Raw genomic sequence first — 15,410 nt, forward strand, 5'->3', positions numbered from 1 at the left:
ATTTTGTGTGTAGGCTTCTTCATTTGAAAATTATATCGCTGAAAAAGCCTTTACAGATAGGTTTGTGCAACAAAGCCAGTTAGATCGCGAAAGTGATCTTATGAACTTATACAGCCAAATAAAAAAATGCCTGATCGAATCAGGCATTTTTTTATTATCGTGATTATACCGATGAGATTTTATCTGGCGTCATCAGCGCTTGATTAATATACAGTTTAATCAGACGTTCGCGCGAACCAATCGCTTTTTGGTAATTGGTCGAATTTAATAATAGCGAAGCGCCATAGGTGACTGTCCAGATATAAGACAAATAATCGCGAATCGACATGGCACTTTCTAAAGCCACCAGATAATCATGGGTGATGTCTTTAATCCGGATAATCCGTTCTTCACGAATCCGATAAAGCTCCTGAAATAACTCTTTCAGATTTTTTTCGTTATTGGTTAAACGCTCTTCAATGACATGCAACAGGATGGTTCGGTTTGAATTGAGCATGTGATAGAGCATATATTGTGAAACATAACTTTTAATATCGTTATTATGCTTTTTTGATATTTCTAGAATTCTTTTTTCATTCAGAATAATCAGTTCTAAATATAACTGGTTCTTGCTTTTAAAATGTTTGTAGATGGTTCCTTTTGCGATGTCCAGTTCACTGGCCAGCTCACTCAGGGTAATGTCCTGATTATTATCCAGTAGCAGGCTTTCCGCCATGCTGAGGATCTTCTCTTTACGAAGAAGGAAGTTCTGCTGTCTTACAGTCGTCATCTTCTTGGTCCATACTTTTCGAAAAAGAACCTTTCAAGAATATGCAATTTTGCACGCGATGGCTATAAAACTAAGGTCGTGATATTTATCTCATTTTGTATATTTATGCAGCAACTGCTGACAAATAAAAATAGCGATGCTGAGCAGCCAGAAATATTGTCAAGAAAACTGAACCCTAGAGATCAACTTTGCTAAATAAAATTCCATTTTCAGTATAATTATTTTATTGTTTCAGCGCATCAAGCAAAATCCTTTGACTGTTTTAAGCCCATATTTATCCGGGTTTAGTACGGAAAGTAGATCAATATTAAGCTGGTATATTCAGTTACTCATACTGAACATGAAGACGTGATTTTCAATGCAACTTTATGAATCTAGATATAGATTTAATACTGCAAGAATTGGATATCACAATTTTAAAATGGCTTGTTTGTATTCTAATGAAAATTAGAAAATATTTAGCAACAGGATTGAGTATCACCCTTTAAGGAATTTAAAAATGCCGATTTATAATGCGCCGCTAAAAGACATGGAATTTATTTTAAATGATGTATTCCAAGCGGAACAATTTTGGCAAGGTAATGAAAATCTTGCACATTTAGATATGGCGACTGCAAATGCGGTTCTGGAAGAAATGGCAAAATTTTCAAAAAATGTCATTCTTGATCTGAATCGTCCTGCTGATGAAGAAGGTGGTGCTCAGTTTAACAATGGTGTGGTGACGACACCCAAAGGTTTTAAAGAAGCTTTCAGACAGTTTGCCGAAGGTGGCTGGGTCGGTCTGGGTGCTCCTGAAGAATGGGGCGGGCAAAACATGCCGAAGATGCTCACGGTTTTGGCCGATGAAATGATCTGGAGCACCAATCCATCTTTCATGCTTTACCCGCTATTAACGGTGGGTGCAGGTATGGCGATCAATGACCATGCCTCACAGGAACAGAAAGAAACCTATTTACCAAAATTCTATACGGGTGAATGGTCGGGCACTATGTGTCTGACCGAACCACATTCCGGTACAGATCTTGGCATTATCAAGACCAAAGCTGAACCGAATGAAGATGGTTCGTACAATATTACCGGTACCAAAATTTTTATTACCAGCGGTGAGCATGATCTGAGTGAAAATATCATTCATCTGGTGCTGGCAAAAACTCCGAATGCACCAGCAGGTTCACGTGGTATTTCATTATTTATTGTGCCGAAATTCCTGATCAATGCCGATGGTTCACTGGGTGAGCGTAATACAGTAGCTGCCGGTTCGATCGAACATAAAATGGGAATTAAAGGCTCGGCGACCTGCGTCATGAACTTTGACGGCGCCAAGGGCTATATGGTTGGCAATGAAAATGAAGGTCTGGCCGGCATGTTCGTGATGATGAACTACGAACGTTTGTCTATGGGAATTCAGGGCATTGGTGCAGCAGAATTTGCCTACCAGAATGCGGCACAATATGCGACGGACCGTTTACAGGGCCGTGCATCAACTGGTGCAAAATCTCCAGAAAAACCAGCCGATTCAATTCTAGTCCATGGCGATGTACGCCGTATGCTGCTCAATGTACGTGCTAACAATGAAGCTTCACGTGCGTTTGCGGTGTATGTAGGTCAACAACTGGATATTACCAAATACTCAACCGACCCTGAAGCGGTGCGTAAAGCGACTGACCGTGTGGCGCTGTTAACGCCAATCGCCAAAGCTTATTTGACCGACAAGGCACTGGATTCTGCACTGGAAGCGCAAATGTGCTTCGGTGGTCATGGCTATATCCGTGAATGGGGCATGGAACAGTGTATTCGTGACCTGCGTATTTCACAGATTTATGAAGGCACCAATGGCGTGCAGGCGATTGACCTGATTGGGCGTAAAACCACCAAATGTAATGGGGCTTATATCGCGGAATATATTGCTGAAATCCGTGAATTTGCCCAAAATTTAGATGATTCATTGACGATTAAAACGGCGACATTAGAAGCCTGCCAGCAACTTGAAGATATCACCAAATTCATCGTCGAGCAGTCTAAGCTGAACCCTGATTTTGCTAATTCGATTGCTGTCGATTATTTACATGCGGTTGGGCTGCTCAGCTTTGTCTATATGTATGCGCGGATTAGCAAAGCCGCCGCAGCCAAAGACGATAGTTACTTCCAGAACAAACTGGTACTGGCCAACTATTATGTGGCCAAAATACTTCCGGATTTGAGTGCACGAATCCAACGTATTCAAGCCGGTGCGGAACTGGTGATGCAGTTGCCTGAAGACTATTTTACCGCACAGGCTTAACCCGCAATGATTGCGAAGGACCAGCCCTACAGCGCTTTGGCTATGTAGGGTTGATAACAATGATGAAAAAGGATGAAACTAAAATGATCGTAATTGTAGATGCAGTACGTACCGCGATGGGCGGTTTTCAAGGTTCATTGTCAAGCTGTACCGCGCCGGATTTGGGTGCTGTGGCAATTAAAGAAGTGGTGGCACGTGCAGGATTGGCGGCCAATGATATTGATGAAGTGATCATGGGCTGCGTACTGCCAGCCGGTTTAAAACAGGGTCCGGCACGTCAGGCCATGCGTCAGGCAGGTCTACCGGATTCAACTGGTGCGACCACCATCAATAAAATTTGTGGTTCAGGCATGAAAGCCGTGATGCAGGCAGCAGATGCGATCAAGGCCGGTTCAGCAGAGATTGTGGTGGCTGGCGGGATGGAGTCGATGTCAAACGCACCCTATTTAATGGACAAGGCACGTGCCGGTTTCCGCATGGGACATGGCAAAGTCATTGATCACATGTTCCAGGAAGGTCTGGAAGATGCTGAAACAGGTCTGTCGATGGGAATTCTTGCCCAGGAAATGGCGGATAAAAAAGGTTATACCCGTGAGCAGCAGGATGACTATGCGATTGGTTCCTTAAATAAAGCCGTGACGGCGGTGCAGCAAGGTTTCTTTAAAGATGAAATCGTACCGGTCACTGTCAGTAGCCGTAAAGGCGATGTGGTGGTGGAACAGGATGAACAGCCTTTAAATGCCAAGGCTGACAAAATTCCAACTCTGCGTCCAGCGTTCAAAAAAGACGGAACCATTACTGCGGCAAATGCCAGTTCAATTTCAGATGGTGCTTCAGCACTGGTGATCACCTCGAGCGAAATTGCTGCACAGCGTAACTTAAAACCGCTAGCTCATATTCTGGCCTATGCCAGCCATTCGCAGCATCCATCAGAATTTACCATTGCACCGGTTGGTGCGATTGAAAAAGTCCTGAAAAAAACCGGTTGGGATGCTCAGGATGTTGACCTTTGGGAAATCAACGAAGCGTTCGCCATGGTGACCATGTTAGCCATTGATGGCTTTAAACTTGATCCAGCAAAAGTGAACATTAATGGCGGTGCCTGTGCACTTGGTCATCCATTGGGTTCTTCTGGTTCCCGTATTATCGTGACCTTGATTCATGCCTTAAAACGTACTGGCGGCAAGAAAGGGATTGCATCCTTATGTATCGGTGGTGGTGAAGCGACTGCGATTGCTGTGGAACTAATTTAAGCCCATCTTAAATCGTATATTCAGGTAGCAAACTAAATACTGATTCATTCAAAAGTTGCTGCTCTTGGTTCGCCAGGAGCAGGGATTTTTTAAATCATATTAATTTTTAAAATACACAATAAAATCAATATTTTCAGACTTTGCTGATCCGATTCCATCTATATTTTTACTATAAAAATTACTTTTTAAATTATTTAAAAACTTTTTCTAGCACATGCCGGTGAATAAATCGTAACTTGTCTTTTACTGCTTCGCTCAGCTTGAACGGGTAGGCATCTTCCAGGCCCATACAACGGTTTAAGGCATTCAGATTAAAGGTCAAGGTGACCCAATTTTCTAGAATGTGTTCAAAATCCTGTCCACCAATCGGGCATTCTTTAAAATCCATACTGGCCAGATAGCTGCCATTTCCTTCGACACGCATACCACCATAGTAGGCAGTTTCCAGTGTTTCCATCATATGCAGATAATGTGCCCAGGTTTCTGCCCAGTCTTCCCAGGGATGGGCGGTGGCATAAGCACTGATATACTTTTCCTGCCAGTTGATTGGTGCGCCTTCGTTATAATGGCGTTCAAGTGCCTTGCTGTAGTCTTGCCGCTCATCGCCAAAATACTGACGGAATTCATCTAGCAATTCCGGATGCATATGTTGCATGAGCGCAAAATAATAATGGCCGCTTTCATGGCGAAAATGACCTAATAAAGTCCGGTAGTTTTCACCCATATTTACACGTGTAGTTTCCCGATAAACTACATCGGCTTCAATTGCATTTAGGGTAATGACCCCATTGGCATGACCAATTAAAACAGGCTTATCTTCTTGGGGCAGGAGAAAATCAAAACGCAGACCAAATGGATCATCTTCAGACTTTTTAGGGCGTGGCATCATGTTCATGCGCTGGGCCAAATACAGAAATCGACGTTTGGCTTCTTCCAGTCGAAACCAGTAAATCAGGTTTTCGGAATTTTCCAAATCAGGAATGACATGGGTCAACTGACAGGATTCACAAAATTCCTCATCTTCATCGCTGGGAATCATCCAGTTGCATACCTGATAATTTACATAATTGTGACAGGGTTTATAACTGGCATGCTGGTAGTTTTTGGCGATTGGAACCCATCGCTCAGCACTCTGTTTTTCGAATGCGCATAGCTCTTTTTCCGAAGCGATATAACCGATCGGTGACAGACAGTGATCACAAACTGATTTGTAAAAAAACAGCTGTTGCTTGCAGACGGCACATTCAAAATGTTTCATTAAACTCCCTGTAGGGAAGCGAACGACCTAAAATGTTTATCGATGATGAACACGAAAAAAGGTTCAGAATGCCTACCTAAATTTCTTCCTGATAAAGAAACATCATAAAAATTTCATTGAAAATTCTATATGGATGAATTGTAAATATAGGCTGCTTGATATTAAATGAAACATCAATTGAATCTTTGTTTTAATAAAAAAGTATAGTTAAACAAGCTTTTAAATAAATAAATTTTTAAATAGAGTGAGTTGCCATCTTAAAAACACGGACAAGGCGTATTGAAGGATATTACCAAATATTCCGACCGGTTTTTAAATTTGGGGGAAGTCCATTCAAGAACAGCTAACTTTTAAGAATAAAAAATTTTTAATGTGAGCAAGCTAATAAAGAGGAATTAAAAAAAACATGAAAATTAGAAAAGCCAATCTTCAGGATACTCGTGCCATTGTCGATGTGATTGCACCCTTTGTCGATGCCGTGATCAGTTCGGAAGAAGGTCGCCAGCGCTTTCAGCCTGAGATGATCCAGACCATTTTCGAGCGTCCGGACATTCATTATTTTGTGGCAGAAATCGATCATCAGGTGATAGGCGTCGTGGCTTATATGGAACCTGCACACTTCATGCATTTTTTCCTGAACCAAGTCTATCAGGGGCAGGGTTATGGCCGCCGGCAAATGTGGCACTTTTTAGAAAGCGAGATCCGCCGTCAAGGCCATTCAATTATTACGGTAAAATCCAGTCTTTATGCCTTGGATATTTACAAGCGCTTTGGTTTTGTGGAAACGGGAAAATACACGGAAGAACATGGAATCCGTTTTATCCCGATGCGAAAGGATTATCCAGATTTTTAAAAGAAAATTAAAAAAACTGTTAGGCACAATTTTATATTCCAAAATTTTCCAAAAAAATGGTCATTTTCTGACTGTTTTATAGATGATTTCACCTATAACAATGTGCCATTACTTGAGATAGCATCCGGCGATCTGGTACAGGGGTATTCGTCTTCACTGATGAATACTTGTTGTTATTGCATTTCATATTGGAGCCAAGTAGAAAAGAGTTCAATTACACTTCAGGTCTAATTACATACTTTAAACATATAGAATAAATACACACTGTACACATCAGCCTAGGAAGGTTTGACTAGGGCGTGTCCTCATTTGAAAAATTGGTTTTAAATACTTAAAATCCTCCTTTAAGCTCTTTTGATTTCTATATTTTTTCAATGGCACGTACTCTTCTCACCGATGATATCTGGCAGCAAATTCAAGATACTATGCGATTACACGGTTGTTACTGTTCAAAGAATAGTAGAAATATCATGGAAGCGATCTTATGGAAACTGCGTACAGGCGCCACATGGCGTGATATTCCCCAAGAATTTTGTCCTTGGCAAACTGCTTACAATCGCTTTAATCGTTGGGCAAGCAAGGGATTGTGGGATAAATTTTTTTTAGATTACGAGGCGTCTTGGATCAAGAATGGGTATTCATTGACGGAAGTTACATACGCGTGCATCAACATGCAAGTGGAGCTCGGCATGGTTTCGAAAGAGCAATTGGACAATCACGTGGTGGACGAACAACAAAAATACATCTTGCAACCGACGCGAATGGATTACCGATTGATTTTAAAATCACTGGGGGTGACGTCCACGACAGTCAAGTTGCAAAACAACTGATTGATACGGTAGACGAGGCAACTTATCTCATTGCTGATAAGGGGTATGATGCTGAGCACATTAGAATATATGCCAAGAACAAGAATATGATTCCCATTATTCCATTGAGATCAAACAGTAAGAGATCGAATAAGGAATTTGATAAATATCTATATAAATTAAGACATTTAGTTGAAAATGCTTTTGCGAGATTAAAACATTTCCGTGCTATTGCAACTCGATTTGATAAACTGGCACGCAATTATAAATCTATGATTCGTATAGCCTGTATATTTATTTGGTGCAAAGCCAAATGAGGACACACCCTAAGCAAAATTAGTACCATTTTCACGTTTTAAAATGACTGGCAGATCACATTGCATTTTTTCAGCTGGAATCTTTCCAAATTAAGCCAAACTTTCTGCTATTGGCCAGCATCCTATTTTTAATTAGTCAGTCCTTTTGTTAAGACATAGAATTAATTCACTTTTGTAGTAATAGCGATCAGTAGATGGCATTCAGCTGGATTTTTTTCACTTTAATTGCTGCATTTATGCAGGCTTGGCGCAACGCCTTTCAAAAACAGCTCAGCACCACGGTCGATGTGTGGGGAGTCACCCTGGCACGCTTTATTTTCGGTTTGCCATTCGCTGCGCTTTACCTGAGCAGCCTGTATTATTTCAAGCCAGTTGAAAGTGTGATTCACTTCACGCCCAAGTTCTGGGTCTATGTGGTGATTGCGGGTTGCAGTCAGATTTTAGCTACGGCACTGATGGTGCAACTGTTCAAGCAAAAAAATTATGCCGTTGGGGTGGGGCTGGCGAAAAGTGAAGCCATTTTAGCCGCCATTATTGGTGTGACCTTATTAGCAGATCATTTGTCATTTTTGGCCTGGATTGGTGTGGCGCTGGGCGGATATGCGGTATTTTTATTGAGTAAAGGCCAACAGGTCAGCGGGTTTTCAACCAGAACACTGGCTATTGGCATCGGAAGCGGTTTAAGTTTTGCCATTACCTCACTACTGGTACGCGAAGCCAGTTTAGAATTAACCACTTTACCAACCTTGCATCGTGCGGCCTGGGTGCTGTTAATGGTGATCAGTTTTCAGTGCCTGAGTATGCTGCTTTACCTCAGCCTATTCAGTCGCCAGACTTTAGTGGCCATGTGGCAGCGTCTGGGCTTAACTTTTAAGGTGAGTGTGTGCAGTTTTATGGCATCACTCGGCTGGTTTACTGCCATGAGCATGATGAGTGTGCCGGTCGTGAAAACCTTAGGACAAATTGAGATTCTGTTTAGTATGCTGATTTCGGCATATTTCTTTAAAGATAAACTGGCACGTGCGGAGCATTGGGGACTAGGCTTGGTAGTGATTGCGGCGATTCTAGTGATCTGGGCCTAATCTGAACGAATATTGAGAAGATAAAAAAAGCCACTTCAAAAAGTGGCTTTTTCTTTGCATCTGTTTAAGCGGCAATAAATTTCTGAACTGCCTGATTAAATGCTTCAGGTTGCTCGATGTTGGAAATGTGCAAGGCATTGATTTCAAACAACTGGCTTTGTGCAATTTCAGCTTGCATGGCTTGACCATCTGCAACCGTCGTTACGGGGTCTTGCTGACCGGCCACAATCAGTACCGGCACTGAAATGGTTTTGATCTGTTCGCGTAAATCCGCCTTAGCCAAAGCTTCGCAACAACTTGCATAACCTTCCGGGCTGCCAGCTCCAAGGTCGTTTGAAAGTTCTGCAACTGTCGCTGCGGTGCTTTGGATAAAGGGTTCGGTAAACCAGCGTGATGCTGCAGTTGATGCAATCGGTGCCAGACCTTGTTCACGCACCAACGCGGCACGTTCCAGCCAGGCTTGTTCCTGACCAATCTTGGCAGCAGTATTGCAAATAATCACGTGGCTAAAACGTTCAGGCTTGTTAATCGCTAACCATTGACCGGTTAAACCGCCCATCGAGATACCACAGAAAGCGGCTTTCTGGATGTTCAGGTGATCCAGCAGATTCACTACATCCTGTCCTAGCTGGTCCAGGCTATACGGACCTTGTGGTGCAGAGGAAGCGCCATGACCACGAGTGTCATAGCAAATGACAAAATAGTCTTGCTGGAAAAATTCAATTTGTGGTTGCCACATGCTGAATTTAGTACCCAATGAATTAGAAAAAACCAGGGCAGGTTTGCTGGCATCACCAAAGGTCTGGTAATTGATCTGGGCATCGTTGGATGTAAATGTTGGCATTGAAATCCCTCCCGACCTCCCTTTAAAAAAGGGAGGAGGTTTATCTTTTTAATAGGTTGTTAGACGCGTTCAATAATCAAAGCGATGCCTTGACCGACACCAATACACATTGAACAAAGACCGTATTTACCGCCAGTTTGTTCCAGCTGGTTGAGTGCGGTTGTGACTAAGCGTGCGCCAGATGCACCAAGTGGATGGCCCAAAGCAATTGCACCACCATTCGGATTGACTTTCTCTGAACCATCTTCAATGCCAAGGTCACGAGTACAAGCCAAAGCTTGTGCTGCAAAAGCTTCATTCAGCTCGATCACATCCATCTGCTCTAAAGTCAGACCGGTTTGCGCCAGTAATTTCTTAATGGCAGGTGCTGGACCAAAGCCCATGATACGTGGTTCAACACCAACGACGGTTGAACCAATAATTTTGGCACGTGGTTTTAAGCCATGTTGAGCAATTGCTTCATCAGACGCGATCAACAGGGCAGCTGCACCATCGTTAATCCCTGAAGCATTACCCGCCGTTACCGTCCCCTCTGCTTTCACCACAGGCTTCAGTTTTGCCAGAGCTTCTGCAGTGGTAGATGCACGTGGATGTTCATCAGTATACACAACGATCGGCTCGCCTTTACGCTGCGGAATCACCACAGGAATGATTTCATTTTTATAGAAACCTTTGGCCTGCGCTGCTGCAGTACGTTGCTGGCTGGTCAGGGCAAACTTGTCCTGGTCTTCACGGTTGATGTTGAACTGTTCCGCCAGATTTTCAGCCGTTTGCGGCATGGTTTCTACGCCGTACATTTCTTTCAGTTTCGGATTGATAAAACGCCAGCCCATGGTGGTGTCTTCAATCTTCTGGCTACGGCCATACGCCGTTTCTGACTTGCCCATGACAAATGGCGCGCGCGACATGCTTTCTACACCACCGGCAATAATCAGATGAGCTTCACCGGCTTTAATTGCACGTGCTGCCATCGCCACGGCATCCATTGATGAACCACATAGGCGATTTACGGTCGTCGCTGGTACCTGATAAGGCAAACCTGCAAGCAGAGAAGACATACGACCGACGTTACGGTTGTCTTCACCGGCCTGATTGGCACAGCCATAGATCACGTCATCGACCTGTTCCCAGTTCACACTTGGATTGCGTTCCATCAACGCTTTAATTGGCAGCGCACCTAAGTCATCAGCACGGACAGGCGCGAGGCCACCGGCATAACGACCGAATGGGGTACGGATGGCATCGATAATATATGCGTTTTTCATTGTGTATTTGCTCACATATTTAAAAGAAGAAAACTCCTCCCTTTTTAAAGGGAGGTTGGGAGGGATTTAATGAAGTAGTTTTATTCCTCAAATCCTCCCTAAATCCCTCCTTTAATAAAGGAGGGACTTCCCCTTAATTTGATTGAGTCGCATCAATCAGTTTGGCACCGGTCATTGACTGCAATTTTTCAAATGACAGACCTTCAACTTTCTCAATCACTTTCATCCCTTCAGGGGTGACATCAATCACGCAAAGGTCGGTATAAATACGGTCGACACATTTCAGGCCAGTAGCCGGATAAGATAATTCAGCCACAATCTTTGGCTCGCCTTTTTTGGTCACGTGATCAGTCGTAATAAAGACTTTTTTCGCGCCAACAGCCAGATCCATTGCACCGCCGACTGCTGGAATTGCATCTGGAGCACCAGTATGCCAGTTAGCCAAGTCACCATTTTCAGCGACCTGGAAAGCACCCAATACGGCGATGTCTAAATGACCGCCACGCATCATGGCGAAAGAATCACCATGATGGAAGAAAGAACCGCCTTCAAGTAAGGTCACGAATTCTTTACCGGCATTGATCAGCTCAGGATCGCGGTCTTCTTCAGCAGGAGGAGGACCGAAAGCCAACAGGCCATTTTCAGAATGCAGGAAGACGTCTTTATCGCTTGGCAGGTAGCTTGAAATCTTGGTCGGTAAACCAATACCGAGGTTTACATAGGCACCATCAGGAATGTCTTGTGCCACACGTTCAGCGATCTGGTCACGGGTCAGTTTGCTATAGCTCATTATTTATCTCCGATGCCAATTATTGTGCAGGTTTAACTTGAACAACATGTTGAACAAAAATTCCCGGGGTGATGATGTGCTCTGGATCCAGTGCACCCAGTTCAACCACTTCTGATACCTGAGCAATGGTCACATCTGCTGCCATCGCCATAATCGGGCCGAAGTTACGCGCAGATTTACGGTAAACCAGGTTACCCCAACGATCGCCTTTAGAAGCTTTAATTAAAGCAAAGTCAGCTTTAATTGGATTTTCTAAAACGTAGTCTTTACCTTCGTAGTTCATGGTCGGTTTGCCTTCAGCCAGCAAGGTACCAAAACCGGTAGGGGTATAGATTGGACCTAAGCCCATACCCGCCGCCTGAATACGGCAAGCCAGATTACCTTGTGGCACCAGTTCCAGCTCAATTTTTCCAGCACGATATAATTCGTCAAATACCCAGGAATCAGACTGACGCGGGAAAGAACAGATAATCTTGCGAACAGCGCCCGCTTTAAGCAGTTTCGCCAGACCATAATCGCCATTACCGGCATTATTGTTGACAATAATCAGGTCTTTAATACCCAATTCGATCAGACCATCAATCAGTTCAGCAGGCTGACCCGCTGTACCGAAACCACCGATCATAATGGTAGAACCGTCCTTGATCTGGGAGAGTGCTTCTTTCAATGATAATGAACTTTTATCTATCATAATCTGGTCCTTACATATCCTAAACTGATGGATGTCTTTAAACTCGTTTTGAATCTGATGCTGTAACCGGAACTGCGTTACGGTTTTTCTGTGACAGCAGAAAATGTGCGACCAGGCCAAGGCAAATTCCCCAAAAGACTGAACTCAGTCCCAAGAAATGCATGCCGGAAGCAGTCGCTAAAAAGGTGATCAGTGCTGCATCACGTTGCGACTCTTTGCCCATGGCCACGGAAATGTTGGTGGCAATCGCACCCAGTAATGCCAGTCCTGCCAAAGCCGCAATTAATTCTTTGGGCATCAGGCTGAACAGCATGACGATGCTGCCGGCAAATAAACCGCCTAAAATATAAAAAAGCCCATTCGCCACACCGGCGATATAACGCTTTTCTTTCAGTTCGTGCGCGTCTTTGCCTAAACACAAAGCAGCCGTGATAGATGCCAATACGATGGTAATACCCCCCACACAGGCCACTGCAAGCGAGGCAATACTGGTCGCACTGATAATCGGCTTGGCGGGCATGTCATAACCACTGAGTTTGATAATCGCCATTCCCGGTAAAAACTGGCCAGACAGGCTGACCAGAATCAGGGGGAGGGCCAGATTCAGGGTTGAACTCCAGGTCCATTCCGGTGCAATAAATTGCGGAATTGCCAGACTAAAATCTGCCGTGACCGGGTTAATCTTGCCCAGTAACATACTTAAAACCACACCGGCAACCAGTACCCAGACCATGGCATAGCGTGGACTGAAACGCTTGGCCAGCAAAAATACCGCCAGCATGCCAAAGACGATATAGGGCATGGTATCGGTCGCGGTAAACAGCCCTAAACCAAACTGCAATAAGATCCCTGCCATCATTCCGGCAGCGACTTCCTGAGGAATCCAGGACAGCAATTTATCAAAATAACCGGTGATCCCAATGAAAAAAATCACCACGGCAGAGGTGATATAGGCAGCAACCGCTTCATTGAGCGAAATATCGGGAAACAGCGTGACTAATAAAGCTGTTCCGGGTGCAGACCAGGCGGTAACGACAGGTATTTTGTATTTAATCGATAAGAAAATACCGGCAAGTGCAGCACCAATAGAAATTCCCCAAATCCATGAAATCATCATGTCTGGGGAAACTTGGGCTTGTTGAGCAGCCTGGAAAAAAATGATTAGTGGGCCTGAATAGGAAATCAGTACTGCTAAAAATCCTGCAACAGTTGCTGAAATTGACCAATCATTTTTTAATGTCTGAAACAGGGTGTTCATTGGTGATGTGCCTCCTTGCGTCAAACCATGATCCTGTTAAAAAAAAGTCATGATCAGGATTTAGCCCTGATCACCACCACCGACCGGTACGACGGTACCAGTCATATACGATGATTCATCCGAAGCCAGGAATACAATGGCATTCACCTGTTCCTGAATCGTACCGTAGCGACCCATAAAAGTACGGTCAATGGTCTGATCAACCACTTGCTGCATCCAGTCTTTTTCTGATTCAGTCAGCGGATTGGCATTGCGTGGCACTTTACGCGGTGGTGCTTCGGTACCGCCAGTTGCAATCGCATTGACACGAATTCCATCTTTGGCATGTTCAAAGGCGAGGGAAGCGGTCAAACCGTTCACACCACCTTTAGATGCTGAATATGGAACACGGTTAATACCACGTGTGGCAATAGAAGATACGTTTACAATTGTACCTTTCTGATTTTTAATCATTTCTGGAAGAACTGCACGGCAGCACCACAGCGTTGGGAACAGTGAGCGGTTCACCTCCTTGATAATTTCCTCTTCAGAAAATTCTTCAAAAGGTTTCATCCAAATCGCGCCGCCAACATTGTTGATCAGGACATCGACACGGCCATAAGTTTGCAGCGCTTTGGCGACAACAGATTCTGCGCCGGCAAAGGTTTCCAGATTGGCTTTGACAGTAATCGCATCACCGCCAGTGGCTTCAATTTCAGCCAGAACTTCCTCTACAAAAGGGGAAAGATCCGCCATGACGACTTGTGCGCCTTCGTTTGCCACTTGCAGCGCCACACCGCGCCCGATGCCTTGGGCAGCACCGGTCACGATCACGACTTTATTTTCAAATCTTTTTGCACGGTTCATTCTATTCTCCGGTTCAGTCTGAACTTAGTTTGCAGAGAATTTTTCAAACAGGAAGTTTGCAGGTTTAACGCCTTCAGCATCTAACCAGCCGCGAACTGCTTCAACCATTGGCACAGGACCACACAGATAAATATCCACATCACCCGCATTGAGCCATTCTTTTTCGATATGACCGGTCACATAGCCTTTACGCTCATGATTAGATTCTGGATTCGCAATCACAGTACGGTATTCGAACCAAGGGAATTTATCCTGCAGCTCATTTAGTTTTTCAATCGCTACCAGGTCAAAATCATTGGTCACACCAAACACCAGACGCACTGGATGTTCTGAACCTTTTTCTTCTAAGACTTGCAGCATCGACATAAACGGCGCGATCCCTGTACCACCCGCCAGCATCAGCACTGGACGGGTCACATTACGCAGGTAGAAGCTACCAAATGGACCAGTGAAAGTCATTTTGTCGCCAGCTTTGGCATTGACGCTTAAAAATTCACTCATTTTACCGTTTGGCACGTTACGTACCACAAACCCGGTTAAACGGTTACCTGGTTTTGAACTGAATGAATAAGAACGGGTTTCAGTCGTTCCCGGGATACCGACATTGACATATTGACCTGCAAGGAAGTGAATGTCTGCCTGACCTTCGTCTAACTGAATATCAAAAGTAATAGTCGAGTCAGATAAGTTCTCTACGAGTGCCAAAGTACCCTGGAAGGCATGAATTTCAGTTTTGCAGACCTCAGAAGATGCCTGGATCTGGAATACTGCATCTGAAGTTGGTTTACATTGGCAAGCAAGAATAAAGCCTTCAGCGGCTTCTTCAGGCGTTAAAGCATCTTCAATATAAGTTTCTTCAGGCATGTCAAATGAACCTGATTCACAAAACGCACGACACGTTCCACAAGCACCATCACGGCAGTCCAAAGGAATATTGATCTTTTGACGGTAAGCTGCATCCGACAGTGTTTCACCATCTGAAACAGAAATAAAACGTGTAACGCCATCTTCAAATTGAAGTGCAACATTGTGGTTTGACATGGCTGAATATCCTATATAAATCTTTGTAACTGAGCCTTTCAGCCAATTTTCCA

At 44.1% G+C, this 15,410-nt stretch carries 14 protein-coding genes; 5 read left to right on the forward strand and 9 right to left on the reverse strand.

What is annotated here, in order from left to right:
- Nucleotides 1–163 precede the first annotated feature (163 nt).
- Nucleotides 164–769, reverse strand: coding sequence for a TetR/AcrR family transcriptional regulator (locus tag PV763_RS12620; RefSeq protein ID WP_004647055.1), 606 nt, complete (start codon nucleotides 767–769; stop codon nucleotides 164–166).
- Between the two features lie 499 nt (nucleotides 770–1,268).
- Here PV763_RS12620 and PV763_RS12625 point away from each other — a divergent pair, with 499 nt between their 5' ends.
- Together PV763_RS12625 and PV763_RS12630 are read left to right on the forward strand one after the other, a co-directional pair.
- On the forward strand, nucleotides 1,269–3,050 hold the full coding sequence (locus PV763_RS12625; protein WP_420937969.1) for an acyl-CoA dehydrogenase C-terminal domain-containing protein: 1,782 nt from the start codon (nucleotides 1,269–1,271) through the stop codon (nucleotides 3,048–3,050).
- An 83-nt stretch (nucleotides 3,051–3,133) separates the two neighbouring features.
- On the forward strand, nucleotides 3,134–4,303 hold the full coding sequence (locus PV763_RS12630) for a thiolase family protein (RefSeq protein ID WP_253114688.1): 1,170 nt from the start codon (nucleotides 3,134–3,136) through the stop codon (nucleotides 4,301–4,303).
- A 190-nt stretch (nucleotides 4,304–4,493) separates the two neighbouring features.
- Here PV763_RS12630 and PV763_RS12635 read toward each other — a convergent pair whose 3' ends face one another.
- Nucleotides 4,494–5,561 carry a zinc-binding metallopeptidase family protein gene (locus PV763_RS12635; protein WP_004731123.1) on the reverse strand — a complete coding sequence of 356 codons (1,068 nt, stop codon included), beginning with the start codon at nucleotides 5,559–5,561 and terminating at the stop codon, nucleotides 4,494–4,496.
- Nucleotides 5,562–5,967: 406 nt separating this feature from the next.
- Between PV763_RS12635 and PV763_RS12640 the strand changes: the two genes are divergently transcribed.
- From PV763_RS12640 to PV763_RS12650, 3 genes are all read left to right on the forward strand, one after another.
- Nucleotides 5,968–6,414, forward strand: coding sequence for a GNAT family N-acetyltransferase (locus PV763_RS12640; protein ID WP_004731121.1), 447 nt, complete (start codon nucleotides 5,968–5,970; stop codon nucleotides 6,412–6,414).
- Nucleotides 6,415–6,788: 374 nt separating this feature from the next.
- A protein-coding gene (locus tag PV763_RS12645; protein ID WP_370981754.1) for an IS5 family transposase occupies nucleotides 6,789–7,540 on the forward strand; the annotation gives its coding sequence in 2 pieces (ribosomal slippage) (nucleotides 6,789–7,023 and nucleotides 7,023–7,540; 753 coding nt in all).
- Nucleotides 7,541–7,734: 194 nt separating this feature from the next.
- Complete coding sequence (locus PV763_RS12650; RefSeq protein ID WP_253174739.1) at nucleotides 7,735–8,622, forward strand: DMT family transporter; 888 nt, start codon at nucleotides 7,735–7,737, stop codon at nucleotides 8,620–8,622.
- A 64-nt stretch (nucleotides 8,623–8,686) separates the two neighbouring features.
- On the opposite strand, the gene pcaD is transcribed toward PV763_RS12650, so the two are convergent.
- From pcaD to benC, 7 genes are all read right to left on the reverse strand, one after another.
- The gene (pcaD, locus tag PV763_RS12655; protein WP_420937970.1) at nucleotides 8,687–9,466 is read right to left on the reverse strand and encodes a 3-oxoadipate enol-lactonase; all 780 of its coding nucleotides are present in this window, start codon (nucleotides 9,464–9,466) and stop codon (nucleotides 8,687–8,689) included.
- Nucleotides 9,467–9,525: 59 nt separating this feature from the next.
- A complete protein-coding gene (gene pcaF, locus PV763_RS12660) occupies nucleotides 9,526–10,731 on the reverse strand; it encodes a 3-oxoadipyl-CoA thiolase (protein ID WP_420937971.1) in 1,206 nt (401 codons plus the stop codon).
- 133 nt (nucleotides 10,732–10,864) lie between these two features.
- A complete protein-coding gene (locus PV763_RS12665; RefSeq protein WP_420937972.1) occupies nucleotides 10,865–11,521 on the reverse strand; it encodes a 3-oxoacid CoA-transferase subunit B in 657 nt (218 codons plus the stop codon).
- A gap of 19 nt (nucleotides 11,522–11,540) precedes the next feature.
- Nucleotides 11,541–12,212, reverse strand: coding sequence for a 3-oxoacid CoA-transferase subunit A (locus PV763_RS12670; protein ID WP_004731110.1), 672 nt, complete (start codon nucleotides 12,210–12,212; stop codon nucleotides 11,541–11,543).
- Between the two features lie 37 nt (nucleotides 12,213–12,249).
- Entirely contained in the window at nucleotides 12,250–13,470 is a 1,221-nt protein-coding gene (benE, locus tag PV763_RS12675) for a benzoate/H(+) symporter BenE (protein WP_420937973.1), read from the reverse strand.
- Nucleotides 13,471–13,530: 60 nt separating this feature from the next.
- Entirely contained in the window at nucleotides 13,531–14,316 is a 786-nt protein-coding gene (gene benD, locus PV763_RS12680; RefSeq protein WP_179999712.1) for a benzoate diol dehydrogenase BenD, read from the reverse strand.
- 24 nt (nucleotides 14,317–14,340) lie between these two features.
- Nucleotides 14,341–15,357, reverse strand: coding sequence for a benzoate 1,2-dioxygenase electron transfer component BenC (benC, locus tag PV763_RS12685; RefSeq protein WP_420937974.1), 1,017 nt, complete (start codon nucleotides 15,355–15,357; stop codon nucleotides 14,341–14,343).
- Nucleotides 15,358–15,410 lie beyond the last annotated feature (53 nt).

The sequence above is a fragment of the Acinetobacter sp. AS5 genome (assembly GCF_048957595.1).
Classification (GTDB): Bacteria; Pseudomonadota; Gammaproteobacteria; order Pseudomonadales; family Moraxellaceae; genus Acinetobacter.